Source organism: Larkinella soli (assembly GCF_003703975.1).
GTDB classification, from domain to species: Bacteria; Bacteroidota; Bacteroidia; order Cytophagales; family Spirosomataceae; genus Larkinella; species Larkinella soli.
Window position 1 is genome coordinate 1 of sequence record NZ_QTJY01000013.1, and the last position, 21,232, is coordinate 21,232.

19 protein-coding genes are annotated in these 21,232 nt (G+C 58.7%); 9 read left to right on the top strand and 10 right to left on the bottom strand.

Annotation, left to right across the window (positions count from 1 at the left end):
* Nucleotides 1-286: T9SS type A sorting domain-containing protein (locus DX909_RS20635; RefSeq protein WP_164851354.1), on the top strand; the 286-nt coding region annotated here is incomplete at its 5' end.
* A gap of 74 nt (nt 287-360) precedes the next feature.
* Here DX909_RS20635 and lhgD read toward each other — a convergent pair.
* A complete protein-coding gene (gene lhgD / locus DX909_RS20640) occupies nt 361-1,557 on the bottom strand; it encodes an L-2-hydroxyglutarate dehydrogenase (RefSeq protein ID WP_128547117.1) in 1,197 nt (398 codons plus the stop codon).
* Between the two features lie 25 nt (nt 1,558-1,582).
* Complete coding sequence (locus tag DX909_RS20645; RefSeq protein WP_128547118.1) at nt 1,583-2,779, bottom strand: anhydro-N-acetylmuramic acid kinase; 1,197 nt, start codon at nt 2,777-2,779, stop codon at nt 1,583-1,585.
* 110 nt (nt 2,780-2,889) lie between these two features.
* Here DX909_RS20645 and DX909_RS20650 point away from each other — a divergent pair, with 110 nt between their 5' ends.
* The 4 genes from DX909_RS20650 (at nt 2,890) to DX909_RS20665 (ending at nt 7,116) form a co-directional block, all read left to right on the top strand.
* Nucleotides 2,890-3,768, top strand: coding sequence for a fructosamine kinase family protein (locus DX909_RS20650; RefSeq protein WP_128547119.1), 879 nt, complete (start codon nt 2,890-2,892; stop codon nt 3,766-3,768).
* A 90-nt stretch (nt 3,769-3,858) separates the two neighbouring features.
* A complete protein-coding gene (gene fbp / locus DX909_RS20655) occupies nt 3,859-4,854 on the top strand; it encodes a class 1 fructose-bisphosphatase (RefSeq protein ID WP_128547120.1) in 996 nt (331 codons plus the stop codon).
* Nucleotides 4,855-4,888: 34 nt separating this feature from the next.
* Nucleotides 4,889-6,259 carry a DEAD/DEAH box helicase gene (locus DX909_RS20660; protein ID WP_128547121.1) on the top strand — a complete coding sequence of 457 codons (1,371 nt, stop codon included), beginning with the start codon at nt 4,889-4,891 and terminating at the stop codon, nt 6,257-6,259.
* A 71-nt stretch (nt 6,260-6,330) separates the two neighbouring features.
* The gene (locus tag DX909_RS20665) at nt 6,331-7,116 is read left to right on the top strand and encodes a tetratricopeptide repeat protein (protein ID WP_128547122.1); all 786 of its coding nucleotides are present in this window, start codon (nt 6,331-6,333) and stop codon (nt 7,114-7,116) included.
* Nucleotides 7,117-7,212: 96 nt separating this feature from the next.
* On the opposite strand, the gene DX909_RS20670 is transcribed toward DX909_RS20665, so the two are convergent.
* The 6 genes from DX909_RS20670 to DX909_RS20695 form a co-directional block, all read right to left on the bottom strand.
* A complete protein-coding gene (locus DX909_RS20670) occupies nt 7,213-7,935 on the bottom strand; it encodes a DUF2306 domain-containing protein (protein ID WP_128547123.1) in 723 nt (240 codons plus the stop codon).
* 151 nt (nt 7,936-8,086) lie between these two features.
* A complete protein-coding gene (locus DX909_RS20675; RefSeq protein ID WP_128547124.1) occupies nt 8,087-8,959 on the bottom strand; it encodes a LytR/AlgR family response regulator transcription factor in 873 nt (290 codons plus the stop codon).
* 6 nt (nt 8,960-8,965) lie between these two features.
* The gene (locus tag DX909_RS20680) at nt 8,966-9,586 is read right to left on the bottom strand and encodes a rhomboid family intramembrane serine protease (RefSeq protein ID WP_128547125.1); all 621 of its coding nucleotides are present in this window, start codon (nt 9,584-9,586) and stop codon (nt 8,966-8,968) included.
* Nucleotides 9,587-9,602: 16 nt separating this feature from the next.
* A complete protein-coding gene (locus tag DX909_RS20685) occupies nt 9,603-10,586 on the bottom strand; it encodes a polyprenyl synthetase family protein (RefSeq protein ID WP_374755869.1) in 984 nt (327 codons plus the stop codon).
* A gap of 73 nt (nt 10,587-10,659) precedes the next feature.
* A complete protein-coding gene (gene miaA / locus DX909_RS20690) occupies nt 10,660-11,577 on the bottom strand; it encodes a tRNA (adenosine(37)-N6)-dimethylallyltransferase MiaA (protein WP_128547126.1) in 918 nt (305 codons plus the stop codon).
* A 4-nt stretch (nt 11,578-11,581) separates the two neighbouring features.
* On the bottom strand, nt 11,582-12,475 hold the full coding sequence (locus tag DX909_RS20695; RefSeq protein ID WP_128547127.1) for a hypothetical protein: 894 nt from the start codon (nt 12,473-12,475) through the stop codon (nt 11,582-11,584).
* 120 nt (nt 12,476-12,595) lie between these two features.
* Between DX909_RS20695 and DX909_RS20700 the strand changes: the two genes are divergently transcribed.
* From DX909_RS20700 to DX909_RS20715, 4 genes are read left to right on the top strand one after another with little or no spacing between them, the layout of a single operon-like run.
* Nucleotides 12,596-13,345, top strand: coding sequence for a hypothetical protein (locus tag DX909_RS20700; protein ID WP_128547128.1), 750 nt, complete (start codon nt 12,596-12,598; stop codon nt 13,343-13,345).
* Nucleotides 13,346-13,347: 2 nt separating this feature from the next.
* Nucleotides 13,348-16,119 (top strand): TonB-dependent receptor, encoded by a 2,772-nt coding sequence (locus tag DX909_RS20705; RefSeq protein ID WP_128547129.1) that lies wholly within the window; start codon nt 13,348-13,350, stop codon nt 16,117-16,119.
* Between the two features lie 3 nt (nt 16,120-16,122).
* Nucleotides 16,123-17,298, top strand: a complete 1,176-nt coding sequence (locus tag DX909_RS20710) for a DUF4249 domain-containing protein (RefSeq protein ID WP_229311131.1) — start codon at nt 16,123-16,125, stop codon at nt 17,296-17,298.
* A gap of 17 nt (nt 17,299-17,315) precedes the next feature.
* Nucleotides 17,316-19,718, top strand: coding sequence for a hypothetical protein (locus DX909_RS20715; protein WP_128547130.1), 2,403 nt, complete (start codon nt 17,316-17,318; stop codon nt 19,716-19,718).
* A 5-nt stretch (nt 19,719-19,723) separates the two neighbouring features.
* On the opposite strand, the gene DX909_RS20720 is transcribed toward DX909_RS20715, so the two are convergent.
* Complete coding sequence (locus DX909_RS20720; protein ID WP_128547131.1) at nt 19,724-20,539, bottom strand: hypothetical protein; 816 nt, start codon at nt 20,537-20,539, stop codon at nt 19,724-19,726.
* The gene (locus DX909_RS20725) at nt 20,539-21,099 is read right to left on the bottom strand and encodes a hypothetical protein (protein ID WP_128547132.1); all 561 of its coding nucleotides are present in this window, start codon (nt 21,097-21,099) and stop codon (nt 20,539-20,541) included. Before DX909_RS20725 ends, DX909_RS20720 begins: the two co-directional genes overlap by 1 nt.
* Nucleotides 21,100-21,232: the final 133 nt, after the last annotated feature.

Consider the following 21,232-nt stretch of genomic DNA (forward strand, 5'->3'; position numbering starts at 1 on the left):
GACTTCTTCGACGGCCCGGATAACGGCCGAACCGACCGCACCATCCGCCGAACGGATCACGTACATACTGTATCCGAACCCGACGCCGGAAGGAAAGGTGTATCTGCAACCTGCCTTGCCCTATGACTCCTATCTGCTGATGAATCTGGCCGGTCGCATCGTCCGGAATACGTTCGAAGCCGGGGTGCTGAAGGAACTGGACCTGAGCGGGCTGGCCTCGGGCGTCTACATCCTGATCAGTCAGGGGCCTGAGGGGTGTCGGCAGTTTAAGATCATCAAACAGTGAGCGGCTCTACGGAAACGGCCCCGGCACACCCGGTTTTTGGGTGGCCGGGGCCGTTTCATTGATCAGGACGGCTTTCAGAACCGTGCCAGGGCCTTTTCCGATACGGTGAGGCCGATGGAGAGCGAGGAGGTGGCAGCCGGTGAGGGCGCGTTGCAGACGTTGATGGCCCGTTCGCTTTCCAGAATCGCGAAGTCGTCGAGCAGACCGCCACGGCGGTCGCAGGCCTGGGCCCGGACCCCGGCCCCTCCTTCCACCAGATCCTCTTCCCGCACCTCAGGGATCAGTTCCTGGAGGGCTTTGGTAAAGGCGGCTTTGGAGAACGACCGATACATCTCACCCATGCCGGTCTGCCAGTATTTCCCGGCCACTTTCTGAAAGCCCGGCCAGCTTAGGGTCTCGAACAGTTCTTTCAGGTCGATGTCCGACTTCCGGTAGCCTTCCCGCCGAAAGGCCAGCACGGCGTTCGGCCCGGCTTCGACACCGCCGTGGATCATGCGGGTGAAATGTACGCCCAGGAACGGAAAATTCGGGTCCGGCACCGGATAGATCAGGTTCCGGACCAGATGGTGCTTCTCCGGGCGGATTTTGTAATATTCCCCCCGAAACGGGATGATCCGAAGGTCGATCTCCCCACGCTGGGTCAACTGCGCCATTTTATCGGAATACAGACCGGCGCAGTTGACGACGAGCTTCGTTTCGTAGGTCGCCTTGTCCGTTACCACGACCGACAGCGTGTTGCCGGCCGTAATCTGCGTCACTTTCTCGCCCAACCGGATTTCTCCGCCCAGTTTCCGCACGTTTTCGGCGTATTTCTCACACACCTGAACATAGTCGATGATGCCCGTCTGCGGCACCCACATTCCCTCGACCCCATTGACGTGCGGCTCGATCTCCCGCATCTCGGCTCCGCTCAGCTTCCGAAGGCCGCCCAGGCCGTTCTGCTGCCCCCGTTCGAAGAGGTTGTTCAGCTGCGGCACCTGCTCCGGTTTGGTAGCGACGACGATCTTCCCGCAGAGTTCATACGGAACGCCCTCCTGATCGCAGAAGTCGAGCAGCATCCGGTAGCCGCGGATGCAGTTGACGGCCTTGAGGCTGCCGGGTTTATAATACAGGCCGGAGTGGATCACCCCGCTGTTATGGCCGGTCTGATGAGCTGCCAGCCGGTTTTCTTTCTCCAGTACGGTTACGGACAGGTCGGGGCGCCGGCGTTTGATCTGCAGGGCCGTCGCCAGCCCCACAATGCCACCCCCGATGATGATAATGTCGGTCATATGGTTTGTCTTATAAACTCAAATATCATTCCGGAAACGATACTTTTCCCATCGAAACCGTCGGTACACCCTGGCGGTCGCCGAAGGAAGTGGTGCCGCCGGCGACGGCTTCATTGGCCAGCACGGCAAACAGCACGGCTTCCTTGGCATCGCCCGGGATGCCGAGTTCGTCGGTGGTGCCGAAGGTGCAGCCGGGCAGCAGTTCCCGAATGCCGCCGGTCAGCACCGGGTTATGCATCCCGCCCCCGCTCAGGTACACATGGTATTCCTCTCCCGGTTTCATAGCCGCCCGGATCGCTTCCGCGATGGTTTCGGCGCTGAAGCGGGTCAGGGTAGCCATGAGGTCCTCGGGGGTCAGGGAGGTGGTTTTGCTTCGCTGCTGGGCCAGCCGCACATAATCCAGGCTAAAAAGTTCCGGCCCGGTGGTTTTCGGAACCGGTGCCTGGAAAAACGGATCTTTCTTCAGAATGCGCAGCAGATCCCGGTTTACTTTACCGCCGGCCGCGATCCGCCCCCCGGCGTCGAAGGGCCGGTCGAAGAACCGACGGGTGAAGGCGTCGATCAGCGTATTGCCGGGCCCGGTATCGGTCGTAAACACCGCCCCGGCGTCCAGGTCGCCGGGCAGGTACGTAAAGTTGGCGATACCGCCCATGTTGAGCATCAGGCGGTTCTGGCCGGACTTTGAAAAAATGAAATAGTCGCCGTACACCGCCAGCGGAGCGCCCTCGCCCCCTTTGGCGATGTGCTTCTGCCGGAAATCGCTGAGGGTGATGATGCCGGTCGTGACGGCCACGTGGTCGCCGTCGCCGATCTGCAGGGTCGCGTTTGGAAATTTGTCGAGCCGGTGCTGACTTTTGGGGGCATGAAAAACCGTCTGGCCGTGGCTGGCTACCAGGTCGACCTCGCTGGCAGTCAGCCCCCAGCGTTCCAGACAATCGGTCACCATCCGGCCGTGTATCTGGCCGATCCAGGCATTCAGAAGGCAGAGATGCAGAAAATCGATTTCTTTTTTGGCAAAAACTTTCCTTATTTCCGCCTTCAGGTCGTCCGTATAGGGAACCGTTTCGAAATGGCTCAGGGCCACCTCCGTCCGTCCTCCGCTGCCTTTGATCCGGCAAAGGGCGACATCCAGCCCGTCCATCGAGGTTCCGGACATCAGGCCGATGATGCGACGTTCGGGTCGTTGAGCCAGTTCGTAAAAATGCTGTACCTGTGAATTCATGTCATTAGGTGGATCGTCCGGCCGTAAGCCCGACAAAAATACCAACTGAAAACCGATTCGTATAATTATTTCAGGGATCGGCAACATCGATTAAACCGGATTTACAAGTAATGTGGCTGGGAGAAGAACAGTTCGAGTTTTTTGAGGGAATTCTTTTTCAGACGCTGGGAAGCCCGATTGAAGTGCTGGAGGCTCGCTTCCTGTCCGGTGGCGACATCAACACGGCTGCGCAGGTGTTTTCATCGGAGGGACTCTTTTTCGTCAAGTGGAACTCCGCCGACCGGGAGGGGATGTTCGGGTCGGAGGCCCGGGGGCTCGACCTGCTGCGCTCCGCCGAAGCGATCCATATTCCGGAAGTCATCGGCTACGGGCATTATCAGGACAAGGCCTACCTGATTCTGGAATACATCGACCCCGTTGCCGCCAGAACCGATTACTGGGAGTCGTTCGGCCAGTCGCTGGCGCTGCTCCACTCCCACACGCAGCCGAAATTCGGCCTGAGTTTCGACAACTATATCGGTTCGCTGCCGCAGAGCAATACGCCCACCGACAACGGCATTGCTTTCTTCATCGAACAGCGACTCCATCCCCAGGCCGGTATGGCTTTTTACAAAGGGCTGATTCCCAAAGAACTGTTTGATAAATTTCCTCAGTTGTATCAGCGCCTGCCGGACCTGCTGCCCAACGAACGCCCCGCCCTCCTGCACGGTGACCTGTGGTCGGGCAACGTGATGGTCAACGAGCAGGGCAATGTGGCGCTCATCGATCCGGCGGTTTATTACGGCTTCCGGGAGGCCGAACTGGCCTTTACGACCCTATTCGGCGGCTTCGACGACCGGTTCTACGACGCCTACGATGAGACGTTCCCGCTGGAAGACGGTTTTAAGGAGCGTATCCCCATCTATAATCTCTACCCCCTGCTGGTCCACCTGAATCTGTTCGGAACCGGCTACCTGAGCGGGATCGAACGGGTGCTGGACCGGTTCTGACCCATTGCCTCATTTTTGACTCAGGCTAAGAAATTTTTACCTATCTTACTTACCTGATTATCAGTACATCCCTCCCAACCAGCCTGATTTATGCAATCTACTTCCTCTACCATTGCGCTGCCCGTCGGCGTAACGCTCGACCGCTATATCATGCGGCAGCAGCGGGACTTCCCGTTCGCCACGGGAGAACTGTCCCAACTTCTGCGCGACATCGCCCTCGCCGGAAAAATCATCAACCGCGAGATCAACAAGGCCGGGCTGATCGACGTTACCGGGGCGCTGGGCTCCAATAACGTCCAGGGCGAATGCCAGCAGAAACTCGACGTCATTGCCAACATCCGCTTCATCCGGGCGCTGAAGAACGGCGGGGAGGTCTGCGCGATCATCTCGGAGGAAGATGAGGAGATCATCTACACCGACAACGACCACGCCAAATACGTCGTGGCGATGGACCCCCTCGACGGCTCCTCGAACATCGACGTCAACGTCTCCATCGGGACCATCTTTTCCATCTATCGGCGTGTAACCCCCATCGGTACCCGCGCCACCCTCGACGACTTTCTGCAGGGCGGACGCAAACAGGTAGCCGCCGGCTACATTCTTTACGGCTCCTCGACCATGCTCGTCTATACCACCGGCCACGGCGTCAGCGGCTTTACCTACGACCACTCCCTCGGGGAATTCTTCCTGTCGCAGGCGCAGATCAACAGTCCTGCCGACGGCTCGATTTACTCCTGCAACGACGGGAACTACAACGAATACCCTGAAAATATCCGTCACTATCTGGAAACTTCACGCCGGCAGGGCTACACCGGCCGGTACATCGGTTCGCTCGTCGCCGACTTTCACCGGAATCTGATCAAGGGCGGTATTTATCTGTACCCGCCCATCCCGAAGGCCCCGACCGGCAAGCTGCGGCTGCTGTACGAATGCGCCCCGCTGGCCTTTATCGCCGAACAGGCCGGCGGCCGGGCCACCGACGGCTTCCGCGACATCCTCGACATCGAGCCGTCCGAACTGCACCAGCGCACCCCGCTGTACATCGGCGCAACGAAAATGGTAGAAGCGTTGTTGGAGACGGTATAGCCGGCCACAATCTCCTGCCTGCTATCTTTGTGGCATGGAAATCAATTCTTTTGAAGATTTTAATCTGAACCGTCAGTTGCTGAACGCCGTTGCGGACCTGGGATACGGGCAGCCGACTCCCATCCAGCAGCAGGCCATTCCGCCCGTCCTGGCGGGGCAGGATGTACTGGGCATCGCCCAGACCGGCACCGGAAAGACGGCGGCCTATCTGCTGCCGCTGCTGATGAAGATCAAATACGCCCAGGGGGTACTCCCCCGGGCGATTATTTTAGCCCCTACCCGCGAACTGGTGATGCAGATCGACGCGGCCATCGCGGAACTGGGGAAATATACCGACGTCCGCCACCTGGCGATTTACGGCGGCATCGGCCCGAAAACGCAGATCGAAGCGCTGCAGAAAGGCGTCGATATTCTGGTTTCCACCCCGGGGCGGTTTACGGACTTGTACCTGAAAGGCGTAATCGGGGTGAAGCAGCTGAACACGATGGTGCTCGACGAAGCCGACAAGATGATGGACATGGGTTTTATGCCCCAGATCCGGAAAATTCTGGAGGTAATCCCGGTGAAACGACAGAACCTGCTGTTTTCGGCCACCTTTCCGCCGAAGGTGGAGGAACTCTCGTATGAATTTCTGGAATTCCCGACCCGCGTCGAGGTGACGCCCCAGGCGTCGACGGCCGAGATGGTCAGCCAGAAGCTGTATGAGGTGCCGAATTTCCGGACCAAAATCAACCTGCTCGCGCACCTGCTGGCCGATGAAAACGCCACCAACCGGGTTATCGTCTTCACCCGCTCCAAGGAGTCGGCCGACAATATCTACAAGTTCCTGGCCCGCAAGGTCGTTGCCGACGACCGCATCCGGGTGCTGCACGCCAACAAAGGCCAGAACACGCGCATCAACTCGATGGAAGCCTTCAAAGAGGGCAATATCCGGGTGCTGGTGACGACCGACGTCACGGCCCGCGGCATCGACGTCAACGAGGTCAGCCACGTGATCAACTTCGACGTGCCGCTGATCTATGAGGATTATGTCCACCGGATCGGCCGGACGGGCCGGGCCAACCGCACGGGCGAAGCCGTCACCTTCATGACGATGGCCGAGGAATACCACGTCGCGAAGATCGAGAAGATCATCCGGATGGAAATCCCCCGTGAACCGATTCCGGAAGGGATAGAAATTACCGAGACGCCCTTCGACGAGCGTCAGGACATGCTGCGGGAGATCGACAACCAGCGCCGGAAGGAAGACCCCACCTTCAAGGGCGCTTTCCACGAGAAGAAGCACCAGCCCGCCCCGCGAGGCAAGGCGACGGCCGGCGGCAAATCCGCCAGACGCCCGAAATCTTCCACACCCGCCCGCCCCGGCAAACCGAAAGCCGGCCCGGCCCGTAATCGACGCAAGTAACCGATTTCTGGAATTTTGTACTAACTTAGACGGCCTTAGCGTTCTATAGGAGTTAGTACGTCGAACGTAACATGAACAAGCGAGCAAAGATCATCCGGGTTTTCGGCCTTCTGATGTGTTGTCTGCCTTTCGGGGCGGCTGCCCAGTCAGGTCAATTGGTCAGCTCGGCCCGGAAAATCGATGCGGATAAAAAGGACACGGCGGTAGAGGTTCCCAGAGATAACCGTTCCGTTGCCGAGGTGGCCGTCAACCCGATGGTACTGCCCTTATTCGGTGAAAAGGGAAAGACGCCCGCGCACATCGAATGGGAAATCCGCTTCCTGAACGAGTGCGACCAGAGCTTCGCCAACCGCAGCGAGGCCAGCCAGTTCTTTTCCAGCCGCGGCTGGGAGTATCTGACGGAAGGCCAGCTCGATACGGCTACCCACCGCTTCAACCTCGCCTGGGTCCTCAACGAAAAGAATGTCGATACCTACTGGGGACTGGGCGTCATCGCCTACCAGAAAGGAAAAATACCCGAGTCGATTCACCTGATGAAGCGCGGGCTGGATGTGGCCGACACCAACGCAGTGCTGATGACCGACCTGGCGACCGTTCAGCTCAAGCTTTACAAGGAAAACCAGGACAAAATGCTCCTGGAGGAAGCCGTCGGCCTGCTCAACCGGGCACTCAAATACGACACGACCAACCCGAACACCTACATGCGGCTTTCGTGGGCGAGCTTCTCCCAGGGCCAGTATGAACCGGCCTGGGAATACGTTCATAAAGCCCGGACCCTGGAGCTTTCTTCCGTCGATCTTGCCTACATTCAGGAACTCCTCGCCAAATCCCCGGACCCGAAGGGATTCTTCCGCTGAAGTCGAGGAGTTTGGGGGTTTAGGAGTTTGGGAGTTGTCATCCCTCGTGCCTCGGGATGACAATAGAGTCGGGAGCACAAAAAATACAGGCCGTCCCTACGCCGGGACGGCCTTTTTGCTGGTACGGCTGAGGTTGAATTTGCGGTGGTAGTAGGCAATCCAGCGGCTGATGAGCAGCCCGCCGATGACCCCCGGGAGCGTCCAGGCGGCAATGTCGACCAGGATCGGGTGTTCCGGCAGCATCCGGGTATTGACCGTGGCAAAAGCCGTCAGCGTCGCGATGTAGGAGCCGACCATCCGGTTAATGTGCCCGAAAAACCACTCCATCTTCCCGTACTTTGCCTTCAGCGGATTGTGAAAGCGCACCACGTCATACCGGGCGTTGCTGTAGAGTAATCCCCCAAAAAACAGGTATAACAGGTCGAAAACCGAGCCGTTGCCGCCGGTTGCCAGCTGAAAAGCCGCCCGTCCGCCCAGCCCGAGCATCAGCAGGGAGGCCGCCAGCGCCCCGTAAGCCGCGATGCGGTCGATGCGCTCCGGCCGGTTTTCAGCTTTTTTCAGCCGAAGCAGCCGCCGGCCGGAGAAGCAGAAGTAAAAACTCAGCATGGCGATAAACAGCAGAAACAGTGAGCTGGGTTTGAAGAAAACCAGATAAACGGCGGTCAGGCAGACGACGGCCATACACCAGTAGAAGACCAGACCGGTGGTATTGTGCAGGCGGCTGCCCTTTCGGGCAATCATCGGGATGACACCCACCAGTAAAGCCGTAAAACCGGCGGCAATGTGAATCAGAAGCATTCCTTTTACGAAGACATTCATGGCTGTGCGGTTCGTTTGCGTTCGTTCAATGTGAAGGCAAACCTACGCGGCCTGCTTTTGATCGTCAAATCAAAGGGCTGAGCAGCCGTACTTTGGGGAGTTTGACAAAGGGCGGGACGTTTGACAAAACCGCCGGGAGGTTTGGCAAAGCCTACGGCAGCGTTTTCAGGCGGCTTACCAGCGTTTCGTTATACTTCCGGGCCACCGGAATCTGAAACGTGCCCTGAAGGAGATGGAGTTTATAGCCTTGCGCATTGCCCGTCACCTTCTCGACCTGGTTCAGATTGACCACAAAGGAACGGTGACACCGGACAAGGGCCGCCCGCACCGCCGGATCGCTGCCGAGCTGGGTTTCCAGGCGGCTGAGGCTGCTGCGCAGAAGCGTTTTGGCCGCCTGGTGGTCTTTGAGAAAATAAACGGTGCAGTAGTTGTCGCTCGACTCGATGAACAGTAGGTCGGAGGCTGCGATTCTGAGTACATCCTTCTCATTCTCCGCCGTCAGCGTCAACATAGGCGCACCGGGGCCGGGCGTCGTCGGTTCGTGAAGGGGCAGTTCGGCGGCCGACCGGCTGTACTTTTTCAACTGGACGATGTAGTTCAGTACCACGGAGCCGGCGGTCGGAAACAGGCCGATCAGGAACGTAATCAGCACCATCGGCAGCAGGTCCGGTCCATAGCCGGGCGTATGGATCAGTTCTTTCAGGTACACGTAATTCGCCAGCCCGATCAGCAGCATGTTGATGCTGACCCACCCTATTTCACGCCCGACAGTCCAGCGTTCGTCCCGAAACTGCCCGGGGGCCAGAGCCGGAAGGAGGATGTATAAACCGGCGGTGATACCGAAGGTGATCAGGCCGAAGCCCAGTAGTTTTAGCACCTTATAGGGCGTCTCCCATTCTCCCAGCCCGAACGGCTGAAAAATCAGCAGGAACAGCCCCACGAAGGCCCCGATCCAGAACGCTTTCACCCAGCGCCGACGCGCCGGTTCCTCGACGGGATACGGTTCCTTCAAAAGCCGCCACATGGTGGGTCAGAACAGCCGCCAGTTTGAAATCTGCTCGATGAAGAAAGGAATGACCGGCGGATAGATCAGCACGATCACGAGTACTCCGAAAATCGCTCCGTACAGGTGAGCATCGTGGTTGATAGTGCCGCCCCCGCGCCGGGATTCGTAAAACGAATAGGCCATGTACATCGCCCCGAAAATGAAACCGGGTACGCCGATGGCCCCGTACAGGTAGATTTTCTCGGTCGGCTGGAACAGGATGGCCGCAAACAGCAGGGCCGACACCCCGCCCGAAGCCCCCAGCGAGTTGTAATTGGAGCGGTTCCGCTGCCGGATCAGCGTGGGAAGGTCGGAAACCACGATGGCGACCAGATAGAAAATCAGCAGGTAGAGCGGCCCGCCGGCCCCGAAAAGCATCCCGAACACCTGTTCGATCAGCCGCCCGAAGAAGTAGAGGCTGATCATATTGAAAATCAGGTGTCCGAAGTCGGCATGCACGAAGCCGGAGGTCAGCAGCCGGTACCACTGCCCGCCCCGGAGGACCTTCTGCGGGTTCAGCACCCAGCTGTCGAGAAAGCGCTCGTTGCGCCAGGCATAGAGACTGATGAGCGTCGTTATTAGAATAATGGCAAGTGTCGTCGTCATAGAGGTTTAGGACGGGTCAGCTTTCCCGTCCGATCAGTTGTTCGGCGAAGTCCAGCAGAACCGCCTTACGACCGGGATCGGCCGGAAGGCTTTCAAAATTGGCAAATCCCCGGGTAAAATAATCCGCGATCCGCTGTTCGGTCAGTTGCCGGATACCCAGCCGATCGTAAATGGCCGTAACGGCCTGTACTTTTTCCTGTTTGTCGAAATCCGTCCGGCCCAGCCAGTCCGTCAGTTCCTCCTTCAGCGGACCCGTCGCCTGCTGGAGGGCTTCGATAAGCAGAAACGTCTTCTTGTTGGCAATGATGTCTCCGCCCACCTGTTTGCCGAACTTGGCCGGGTCGCCGTAGACGTCGAGCAGGTCGTCCTTCAGCTGGAATCCGAGCCCGATGTCGATGCCGCCTTCCCGGAGCAGGTCGGTAGCCTCGCAGCCGGCTCCGGCGATGATCCCGCCCAGTTCGAGCGCAAAGCCCAGCAGAACCGAGGTTTTGAGCCGGATCATGGCAATGTACTCTTCTTCCGTAACGTCCCAGCGGGTTTCAAAATTCATATCCAGCTGCTGGCCTTCGCAGACGTCGGCGGCCGTACGGTTGAACCGCATCAGCACCTTTTTCAGATACGGCGTTTCCACATCCACCAGCAGTTCGTAGGCATTGACCAGCATCACGTCCCCGGAGAGGATGGCGATGTTGTGGTTCCACTTCTCATGCACCGTCGGACGGCCCCGGCGCAGCGGTGCCTGGTCCATGATGTCGTCGTGCATGAGCGTAAAATTATGAAAAACTTCCACCGCCACGGCCGGTTTCAGGGCCTTCCGCCAGTCGTCGGTGAAGAGGTAGGCGGCCATGAGGGTCATGAGCGGCCGCATCCGCTTTCCGCCCAGATTCATGATGTAACGTATCGGGTCGTACAGTTCGGCGGGATGCCGGCCGTAGTCGGTCTGTTGAATCTCCTGATGAAGCGCTTCTAAAAAAAGAGACGGTGTTATCGTTTGGGTCATGGCTCAAAAATAAGCAAAACTGCCGGTTGTCGGCTACCCCGGAGCCGGTTTTGGGATAAACGGCGCAAGCGGGTCAACCATAAACACTTACAATTTCATCGGCCAGCCGGGCGGTCGGGGCCAGCCCGTCGAGCCACCGGATCGGCAGGCCGTCACGCTCCATTTTCCGGAAAAACGTCATCTGCCGCTTCGCAAACTGATGAATGGCGGTTTCGAGCCGGGCCGTCATCGTCGGCCGATCCAGTTCACCCTGAAGGTATTGGGTAATGAACTTGTACTCAAGTCCGTAGAAGATCAGCTTTTCAGCCGGGATGCCCCGGTCCAGCAGGCCCTGCACCTCCTCGATCAGGCCGTTCCGCAGCCGGTCGTGCAGGCGCCGGGTGATGCGCTCCCGCCGAACCTCGACGGGCAGATCGATGCCGAAAACGAGGGTTTCAGGCAGCGGAAACACCCGGTCCGGCGCCGTATCGGGATGGCGGGCGAGGTGGCGGGCAATCTCGATGGCCCGGATCAGCCGCTTTCGCGTCGAGGTGTCGGCCAGCGGGGTATAGGCCGAGGGATTCTCCCGAAAAAGCGCCTGTAATTCTTCCGTGGAACGGCTTTCCAGGTCTCTTCGCAGTGTTTCGTCGATCGGAATGGCCGTAAACTGATGCCCTTTCAGCACGGCTTCCAGATACAGCCCGGTGCCCCCGCAGACCACCGGAACCCGGCCGCGCTCCAGAATACCGGGCAGGACGCCGTAAAAATCCTGCTGGTACTGATACAGGTGGTAATCGGCCCCGGCCTCAACCACGTTGATGAGGTGGTACGGGATGGTTTTGTCTTCAATCCGGTATTCGTCCAGGTCCTTGCCCGTGCCGAGGTCCATATCGCGGTACACCTGCCGTGAATCCACGCTGACGACCTCCCCGCCCAACCGGTCGGCCACCTGAACGGCCAGCCGGGTTTTGCCGCTCGCCGTCGGCCCCAGAATGACGATGATTTTCGGCATGGTCTTACAACATCTTTACAAACTTAATGCTCCCCGCATTATAAACCGGAACATAACCCCGGGCCGGAAAGTCGGCTTCGGTCAGACCGTCGGGGAGCCGGTGGGGATAATACCGGGTCCACTCGCCCGGCCGCAGCCAGAAGGTCTGCGGCTCAGTCAGTTCCTGCCGGACGAAGCCCAGTTTTTCGTAGCTCCGCCCGTCGGACCAGTCGCGGTCGGCGTAGGTCATGAGGTCGTCGGGGCGGTGCTCGCGGATGAACGCTTTGAGCAGCTTATCCAGCCCGCCCACCACCGTGCAGCCCCGAAGGCCGGAAAACCGCACCAGCTCGACCGAACGCGAAGGGCGACCGTCGCGCAGGACCGACCGCGGATAGCCGAAAGTGGCGACGGCCACCAGCAGTTCGGCCGGTCCGGGCGTCAGTGGCGGCCGGAAGGCCGGAGACAGCACCCGGAAATACCGCCCGGGCAGAAACAGGCCGTATTTGTATTTCGACTGCGTCACCACCTGGAGATGATTTTCTTCCAGAAACCGCGCTACTGTGGGCCGGTCGATCCGGCGAACCTGCGTCAGTCGGGCCGGGATTCGTTCCGAGAAGCCCGCCAGCGCCCGGAGCCGCGACAACACGACGGCCGGTTTCTGATACCAGACGTCTTCCCAGAGGTGAACGACCCGCAGCCCTTCGGCCGAAAACCGTTCGGAAAGCCGCTGGAAAAACCTGCTGACATCGGCCCGTTGTCGGAAGAAAGAATACGTTTGAAAATCAATGCAATGAATTAAAACGGACGTGCCGGAGAGCCGAAACAGGCGGAATGGACTGAAAGCCCCGGCTTCGAACGGCTCGACGGCCGGGGCGTCCGATAAGGCTGCGAGGAGGTCCTCCGGAAATTTCGTGATCAAAGCGTCCAACGAATTGTCATAAAAAGATGTCTAAGCCCAAAGACAGGACAGCCGATGGTAGAAATCGCCCTGAAAACCATTATACTTGCCTGAATATCCATATCCTGCAACCCTAACCTGATGAACCGGCCACACCTGATGACGTACCGTCCGGCGCTGCTGTTTGTCGTTCTCCTGACGGCGGCCGGCACCGCCTTCGGACAGAATGTTGCCCGGACGACCTTCCGTGAGCAGGCCGTCGAGTACGCCCGCAACCGCTACCTGCGGTCGACCGCCGATCAGGCCCGGCTGTATAACGGGCCTGAATTTATCCCCTATTCGCCGAACATCAAAGGTCACCCCTACCTCGACTCACTCTGGCAAACCGGCTCGGTTCAGTACGACGGGGTGCTTTACCGGAATATTTCCCTGCTGTACGACGTGGTCGGCGACGCGGTGATCGTGCCCCATTCCGACAGTCTGTACCGCATCCGGCTTCAAAGTATGCGGATCGGCGGTTTCGACCTGCCCGGCCATACCTTCATCCGGGTCGATGCCGACAGCGCCCGCAATTCCGGCCTGAAAACCGGCTTTTACGACCGGCTGTACGACGGCCGCAGGGTGGACCTATTGGCGAAACGGGTGAAAACCATCAAAACCGACTTCGTGCATGGTGCCGTAGTGGAGGAGTACCTCAACGGTGATACCTATTACATCGGCAGAAACGGCGTATTTACGCCCGTCCGGTCGAAGCGGGCGGTGCTGGCGATGTTCGCCGACCAGAAAAAACCGCTGCGGAAATACCTGCGCGAGAACCGCATCAAGTTCCGACGGGACCGCGAAGGCGCCATCGTGAAACTCACCCGACGTTATGACGAAACCAGCCAGTGATGATGCCCAATTCCTACCGAGCCCTTCTCCTGCTTTTCTGCCTGACGCTCCCGCTTTCTGCGGCCGTCGGCCAGTCGAACGACGACCGGCCGATTCAGCGTAATTTTTCGGGCCTGAACTTCCGGCAGTTCGTCGGGGAAATCGAATCGCAGAGCGACTACCGGTTCTACTTCAACCCGCGCGACGTCGACAGCCTGCGCGTCGATGTTCAGGGCAATAACCGCCGGCTGCCCGCCCTGCTCTCCGAAATTCTGGGTCCCAAAAATCTCTATTTCGCCATCGACGCCCGGAAGCGGGTGTTCATCACCGCCGAGCGGGGCATCCGGACGGAACTTCCCATCGGCTTTTCGGATCGCGGCAGCGGCCCGGGTGACGCCGACACGAACGTGGTCGACTATCTGGCCGAAAAGGAACAACGACGCATCACGCTCGAAACCCGCCTGTTCGAAATCGGCCGGCGGACGAATCCCATCCGCCCCGGTACGGCCAACCTGGCCGGCCACATCCGCAATGCGGCCTCGGGCGAACCCGTGATCGGCGTGGCGGTGTACATCGAAAAACCACGCATCGGCGTTCTGACCGACCAGTTCGGCTACTACTCGATCACACTGCCCCGCGGGCGGCATGAGCTGAAAATCCGAAGCATCGGTATGAAAGACACCCGGCGCCAGATTCTGCTCTATAACGAAGGCAAGCTCGACATCGAAATGGAGGACGACGTCATTCCCCTCCGGGAGGTGGTGATCGAAGCCGAGAAGGACGTGAACGTCTCCGGGATGCAGATGGGCCTGGAACGGCTCGATATCCGGACGCTGAAGCAGGTGCCGACGGCTTTCGGCGAAGCCGACCTGCTGAGGGTGGTGCTGACGCTGCCGGGCGTCAAATCGGTCGGTGAAAGCAGCGTCGGCCTCAACGTACGGGGCGGCTCCACCGACCAGAACCTGATCCTGTACAACGACGCGACCATCTACAATCCCTCCCACCTGTTCGGGTTCTTCTCGGCCTTCAACCCGGACATGATCAAGAACGTCGAGTTGTATAAAAGCGGTATTCCGTCGCGCTACGGCGGCCGGCTTTCGTCGGTGCTGGAGGTAACCACCCGCGACGGCAACAAGAAAAAGCTGGCCGGCTCGGGCGGCATCGGGCTGCTGACGGGGCGCCTGACGCTCGAAGGGCCGATCATAAAGGAAAAATCCTCTTTTCTGATCGGAGCACGTTCGACCTATTCCGACTGGCTGCTCCGGAATCTGAAAAACCGGGCCTTCCAGAACAGCGCGGCCTCGTTCTATGACCTCAACGCCCACATTACACACGAGTTCAGCGAGAAAAACACGATTTATCTGACCGGTTATCTTAGCCGGGACCGGTTCCGGCTCAACAGCGACACCGCCTATCAGTACCGGAATCAGAACGCATCCCTGAAGTGGAAACACATCTTCAATCCCAAACTGTACAGTGTCTTTACGACCAGTTACAGCGGCTACCGGTACAGTGTGTCGAGCGACCGGAATCCGGTCAACGCCTATCAACTGGACTTCGGCATCGAGCAGTATACCTTCAAAACCGACTTCAACTACTATCCCACCGCCCGGCATACCCTGGACTTCGGCCTGAGTTCGACCCTGTACAAACTCCGGCCGGGTAACTACCAGCCGCTGGGTTCCGAAAGCCTGATCCGGCCGGAGGTGGTCTCGCCCGAGCAGGGGCTGGAAACCGCCCTGTATGCCGGCGACCGCTTCGACATCTCGCCCCGGCTGTCGATCAGCTTCGGCCTGCGGTATTCGCTGTTCAACTACCTCGGCCCGAAAAACCTCTTCGTGTATCCGACCGGCAGCCGGATGACCGAAGCCAACATCCGCGACACGCTCTCCTACGGAGCCGGAAAGAACATCCAGACCTACCACGGCCCCGAATACCGTATTTCGGCCCGGTATGCCTTTACGTCCGATGCCTCCATCAAGCTCAGCTACAACCGGATGCGGCAATACATCCATATGCTGTCGAACACGACGTCGATGGCCCCTACCGACATCTGGAAGCTCAGCGACCCCAACATTCGCCCCCAGGTCGGCGACCAGTATTCCATCGGCCTGTATAAAAACCTGAAAAACAATACCATCGAAACCTCGGTCGAAGCGTACTACAAAACCATGCAGAACATGCTGGACTTCCAGAGCGGGGCCACCCTCATCATGAACCAGCACCCTGAAACGGAGGTCGTCCGGGCGGAGGGGCTGGCCTATGGGGTCGAGTTTCTGGTTAAAAAGCTGACCGGCCGGTTCAACGGCTGGCTCAGTTACACCTACGCCCGCACCTTCCTGCGCGTCGACCGGAGCATTCCGCAGGAGAACATCAACCGGGGTGACTATTACCCGAGCAATTTCGATAAACCGCACGACGTCACCTGGGTCGGAAATTACCGCATCAACCGCCGGTTCAGCATCTCCCTGAATTTTACCTACAGCACCGGTCGGCCGATCACGCTGCCGCTGGCGAAATATGAACTGGGCGGTTCGCAGCGGGTTTACTACTCCGAACGGAACCGGTACCGCATCCCGGATTACTACCGCTCGGACCTGTCGCTGAACGTCGAAGGCAACCACCGCGTCCGGAAGCTGGCCCACAGTTCGTGGACCTTCGCCGTGTATAACCTGACCGGCCGCCGTAACGCCTACTCGGTCTATTTCAGCTCCTTAGGCGGGGTGGTGCGGGGGTATAAACTGTCGATCTTCGGGCAGCCGATTCCAACGGTGACCTATAATTTCAAATTCTGAGCGATGATGCGAATCGGTGAGGAAATCAGCAAAAATAGCCGGGCCGGAATGCACTGGAAGCGGGTTCCGGCTCTGGTCGGGTTGCTGCTGGCAGTGCTCTGGGGCTGCGTGGACCCCTATCGTCCGCCGGCTATTTCGGCCCCCAATACGTACCTGGTCGTCGACGGTTTCCTGAACGGCGCGGGGCCGAGTACCATCCGGCTGTCGCGCACCCAGAACCTGAGCGACAACAAAAGAGTGACGGTGGAAACCAAAGCCGTCGTGCAGGCTGAAGCCCAAACCGGGGGCAGCTTTCCCTTCACCGACAAAGGCGACGGCACTTATACCCGCCCGACCGCCGACTTCCGCTTCGGTCAGAAATACCGCCTTCGCATCAAAACCAACGGCGGGCGCGAATACCTGTCGGACTACGTGACGGTGCTGAAAACGCCGGCCGTCGACAGCCTCAGCTGGCAGGCGCAGGGCGACGGCGTTCAATTTCACGTCAGCACCCACGACCCCGCCAACAACACCCGGTATTACCGCTGGGAGTTTGAGGAAACCTGGGAGTATTACGTGAATTTCTTTTCCCGGATCGAATACCAAAACGGGAAGTTCGACGTCCGGCAGGAAGACATCAGCCACTGCTGGCGGACCGAGAAATCGACCAGCATCTGGCTGGGTTCGTCGTCGCGGCTGTCGCAGGACGTCATCAGCAAGGCACAGCTGCTGAAGGTATCTCCGTCGACCTCCGACCGTCTGCGAATCCGCTACAGCCTGCTGGTCAAACAATACGCCCTCACGGCCGAGTCCTATGAGTTCTGGCAGAACCTGAAAAAGAACACCGAAAGCCTGGGGTCGCTGTTCGATCCGCAACCCTTCCAGGCGATGGGCAACATCCACAGCGTGGCCGATCCCAATGAGCCGGTTATCGGCTACCTGAGCGGCTATTCGGTGGAAGAGAAACGGATCTTCATCGCCCGCACCCAACTGCCCGACTGGCGGGTGCCGACCCTTTATGAAAGCTGTGAACCCGACACGATTCCGGTCAAAGACGCCGTGACCGAAGTCGAACGCGGTCTGGTGCCGATCGACGAAATCCTGAATATGCGCGGTCAGGTGGTCGGCTATTCCATGTCGTCCGAATACTGCGTCGACTGCCGCACCCGGGGTTCCAACGTCAGACCCAGTTACTGGTAACCGAAAAGCCGTAGCCTATGCCCTTTCTCCTGAAATACCGCTGGTGGATCATCGGATTGCTCACGTCGGCGCCGTTTGCGGAAGTCCATGCCCAGACCCGAACCACCCACCCGATCCTCCCGAAACTGGAAGCCTACCGCAGCCGTTCCCTGACCGAAAAGTTGTTCGTCCATACGGACCGTTCCTGGTACGTGACCGGCGAACTGATCTGGTTCCGGATCAATTACGTGGACGGGACGTTCCACCAGCCGCTGTCGCTGAGCAAAGTGGCGTATCTGGAAGTGCTCGACAAGGAGAACCGGCCGGTGCTGCAAAGCAAGGTGGAACTCGACAAGGGCCGGGGCAGCGGTTCGCTTTTCCTGCCCACTACCCTGCTTTCGGGTAACTACCTCATCCGGGCCTATACCGCCTGGATGAAAAATGCTTCGCCCGATTATTTCTTCGAAAAAGCCGTTACCGTCGTCAACCCGTTCCGAAAGCTCGAATTGCCGGTGCTGAAAGACACACTCGCCTACGACGTCCAGTTTTTTCCCGAGGGCGGCAACCTCATCCGCGACCTGCCCGGAACGGTGGCCTTCCGCATGACCGGCACGGACGGAAAAGGCACTGACCTCCAGGGCGTCGTTCTCAGCCAGACCAACGATACGGTCGCCCGGTTCCGGCCGCTTCGGTTCGGCATCGGCCGGTTTTCATTTACGCCGAAGAACGGAACCACCTACCGGGCCGTTCTGACCGACCGGCGGGGCCGGTCGTTTATCTGCCCGCTACCCCCCGTGCGCGGAGAAGGCTATGCGATGCAGGTGGAGGAAGCCGGTGAGCAGTTGAAGATCACGGTTCGGGCCCGGCTTGCGGCACCGCCGGCATCGGTTTATCTCCTGACGCACACGCGCATGGCGGCTGCCGGGGCTTACCAGGAAGTGTTTCGGGACGGCTCGGCTACATTCATCGTGGACAGAAAGTCGCTCGAAGAGGGCGTTTCGCACCTGACGGTTTTCGACGAAGCCCGGCGGCCGGTGAGCGAGCGGCTCTATTTCAAACGACCCGAACGCCGGCTCTCCATCCTCCCGAAAACCGCCGTCGCTACCTTCGATGCCCGCGAAAAAGTCAGCGTGAACATTTCGACGGCGGACGAAACTGGTAACCCCACCCCGGCCGATCTTTCGGTGGCGGTGTATCGGCTCGATTCCCTGCAACCGGCCGAATCCGGCGATATTCTGAGTTACCTGCTGCTGTCTTCCGACCTACGTGGCACCGTCGAATCGCCCGAATATTATCTGTCCGCGGCTGATGGTGACGTCGGCCAGGCTACCGACAACCTGATGCTGACGCATGGCTGGCGACGGTTCCGCTGGGAAGACGTTCTCCAGGACTCGGCCCGGATCGGCGACCTTATTCCGGAGGTGAACGGCCACCTGATCCGGGGCCGCATCGTCCATTCGGAAACGGGCCTCCCGGTCGGCAACACGAGCGCCTACCTGTCGGTGCCCGGCAAGCACGTGCTGCTGTATGCGTCGCGCAGTGACGACAAGGGACGGGTTCAGTTCGAAATGAAGGACTTCTTCGGTCCGAAAGACGTGGTGGCGCAGTTGAATCCCATGGACAGCCTGAAGCGCATCGAACTGGATAATCCTTTTTCCGAACGGTTTTCCACCACGCGCCTGCCGCCCTTCGATTTCCGGAAAGCATCGGAAGATGAACTGTTGGAACGCAGCATCCCGATGCAGGTCCAGAATGCGTATTACCGGGAAAACCTGAGCCGGTATCGCCCGCCCAAAGTGGACAGTGTGGCTTTTTACGGGGTTGCGGACGAAACATTCCGGCTCGATGATTTCACCCGGTTTCCGGTCATGGAGGAGGTATTCCGGGAATATGTCCCCGGCGTGATGGCCCGCAAACGGCGCGACGGCTACCACATTTCGGTGCTGGACGCGCCCCGCAAAGCGTTTCATACCGGCAGTCCGCTGGTGCTGCTCGACGCCGTGCCGATGTTCGATATGAACCGGGTAATGGAGATCGACCCCCGAAAAATGCAGAAGCTGGAGGTGATGACCCGAAAATACGTGCTGGGGCCGATGGTCTTCGACGGGGTGATCAGTTTCACGACCTATAAAGGCGATCTGGCGGGTTACCGGCCCGACGCCCGCGCCCTGCCGGCCGAATACGAAGGACTTCAGTTCCGTCGGGAATTCTACGCGCCCCGTTACGATTCTCCCCAGCGCACGGAGGCACGGATGCCCGACTTCCGCACGCTGCTGCACTGGTCGCCGGCCCTTTCGACGGACGCACAGGGCCGGGCCGCCCTGGATTTTTACACGTCCGACCAGGAAGGCAGCTACCTCGTCATGATCAACGGCCTGACCGCCGACGGGCGTCCGGGCAGCGGGCAGCTGCGGTTCGAGGTCAGGAAAGTAGCGAAGTAGATTACTCAGACGTAAGCGTTCAGCTTCTCCCGCTCCGACCATTCGATCTTCTCCGAGCCGGTATTTTCCAGCAGGTGATTGATGAAGGTCGTGCTCCGGCCGGGCAGGTAGCCGGCCGAGGTGTTGTCGATGAGGGAGATTTTGCGCTTCACGAACCGCCCGACCAGCGATTTGTCGGCCAGTTCGAACAGGAAGTTGGCTTTGGTGATGCTGTTGTTGAAGTAATAGAGATTGCTTCCGGTGATGTAGTTGATTAGAATCAGCCGGGAGGGCGAACTTTTAATGACCGCGTTGACCCGGATTTGCTTTTTGTCGTCCAGATACGCGCCCAGCTCGATTTTTTCCTTTGAAAAGACCAGCTGCATATACTCATTGGCCAGCCGCCGGAAGCGTTCCTTGGTGTCGCGCTCCTCGCGTTCCGTAAACTCGATTTCCGAGGTACTGATCAGGGCCGAAATGAAGTTCGACAGGTCGAAAACCAGCGTCGGAACGGCCACGGGGGAGAGCGTTTTCTTATAGAAATAGGCTTTCTGGCTGGGGCCTTTCACCTCCCGGACGTCGAAGGCGTTCACAAAGTGCTGGACGATTTTCCGGTAGTTGTCGTCTTCGATATTGAACACGTTGTCGTACAGGCCATTATCGATCCAGCCGCCGTCGGAAACGACGTATTCCCCGTCCTGAACCGTCAGGAAGACCGAGATGAATTTTCGGGAGGTGGTAGCGTAGGGCGTAATGATTTCCAGCGACTTACCCCGTTCCTTGAAGGTCCAGAGCTGGCCGAAGGCATTCTTTATATCGTTGTATATCTCTTCGAATACCATTACAGAAACAGAACGGTTGAATTGGGGTCTTTCTGCGTGACGTGGAGCGGCAGGGCATCCGGCAGAATACTGATCTCCGGAAATTCGTCGTCCCGGAGGTTCAGCTTCGCTTCATGGCAGAAGTGGATGATGCCGAGGTTGATGTCCTCCAGGGCCTTCCGCTCGTTTTCCTGTTCGAGCTGCTCCGTCTTGTAGGCCATATTCACACCCACGGGGTTGTACCGATGAAAGTGGGGCGTCGTCACCCGCTGCTCCGCAAGGGGAATGGACTCGTCCATATTCCGGTGCGTGCAGCCGTCGCTGTGAAATTCGAAAAACGGCAGGTCGCCCAGTTCTTCGCAGCGCAGTTCAAACCGAAAGAAGTTGTGATCGTTAGCTTTGACGCAGACCTTCAGCGAAATAGACGTATCCAGATCGATATGGGAAACATAGGCCCGGCCTACCAGATAAGTCGGGTCCTGACTGGTCTTTACGACTTCGACCCTGTCTCTGAAAACGTACTTATGCTCCCGCAGCAGTTTTCGGTAAAACCCGTATTTGTTTCGAATAGCCGGTACCATCGACTCACCTGATTGCGTTACGGTTGCAGATTGGGAAAAAGCGGAAGTGTAAGTAAGCAAAAGAAAACAAAAAATGGAGAGTAATTCCGGAAAATTTATGCATTTACAGGCCGTAAAGTTATCAAGCTGATCC

What these genes read in the sequence shown, in the direction of transcription:
- lhgD (WP_128547117.1), bottom strand. Translation starts at nt 1,557, where the DNA reads ATGACCGACATTATCATCATCGGGGGTGGCATTGTGGGGCTGGCGACG.
- DX909_RS20645 (WP_128547118.1), bottom strand. Translation starts at nt 2,779, where the DNA reads ATGAATTCACAGGTACAGCATTTTTACGAACTGGCTCAACGACCCGAA.
- DX909_RS20650 (WP_128547119.1), top strand. Translation starts at nt 2,890, where the DNA reads ATGTGGCTGGGAGAAGAACAGTTCGAGTTTTTTGAGGGAATTCTTTTT.
- fbp (WP_128547120.1), top strand. Translation starts at nt 3,859, where the DNA reads ATGCAATCTACTTCCTCTACCATTGCGCTGCCCGTCGGCGTAACGCTC.
- DX909_RS20660 (WP_128547121.1), top strand. Translation starts at nt 4,889, where the DNA reads ATGGAAATCAATTCTTTTGAAGATTTTAATCTGAACCGTCAGTTGCTG.
- DX909_RS20665 (WP_128547122.1), top strand. Translation starts at nt 6,331, where the DNA reads ATGAACAAGCGAGCAAAGATCATCCGGGTTTTCGGCCTTCTGATGTGT.
- DX909_RS20670 (WP_128547123.1), bottom strand. Translation starts at nt 7,935, where the DNA reads ATGAATGTCTTCGTAAAAGGAATGCTTCTGATTCACATTGCCGCCGGT.
- DX909_RS20675 (WP_128547124.1), bottom strand. Translation starts at nt 8,959, where the DNA reads ATGTGGCGGCTTTTGAAGGAACCGTATCCCGTCGAGGAACCGGCGCGT.
- DX909_RS20680 (WP_128547125.1), bottom strand. Translation starts at nt 9,586, where the DNA reads ATGACGACGACACTTGCCATTATTCTAATAACGACGCTCATCAGTCTC.
- DX909_RS20685 (WP_374755869.1), bottom strand. Translation starts at nt 10,586, where the DNA reads ATGACCCAAACGATAACACCGTCTCTTTTTTTAGAAGCGCTTCATCAG.
- miaA (WP_128547126.1), bottom strand. Translation starts at nt 11,577, where the DNA reads ATGCCGAAAATCATCGTCATTCTGGGGCCGACGGCGAGCGGCAAAACC.
- DX909_RS20700 (WP_128547128.1), top strand. Translation starts at nt 12,596, where the DNA reads ATGAACCGGCCACACCTGATGACGTACCGTCCGGCGCTGCTGTTTGTC.
- DX909_RS20705 (WP_128547129.1), top strand. Translation starts at nt 13,348, where the DNA reads ATGCCCAATTCCTACCGAGCCCTTCTCCTGCTTTTCTGCCTGACGCTC.
- DX909_RS20710 (WP_229311131.1), top strand. Translation starts at nt 16,123, where the DNA reads ATGATGCGAATCGGTGAGGAAATCAGCAAAAATAGCCGGGCCGGAATG.
- DX909_RS20715 (WP_128547130.1), top strand. Translation starts at nt 17,316, where the DNA reads ATGCCCTTTCTCCTGAAATACCGCTGGTGGATCATCGGATTGCTCACG.
- DX909_RS20720 (WP_128547131.1), bottom strand. Translation starts at nt 20,539, where the DNA reads ATGGTATTCGAAGAGATATACAACGATATAAAGAATGCCTTCGGCCAG.
- DX909_RS20725 (WP_128547132.1), bottom strand. Translation starts at nt 21,099, where the DNA reads ATGGTACCGGCTATTCGAAACAAATACGGGTTTTACCGAAAACTGCTG.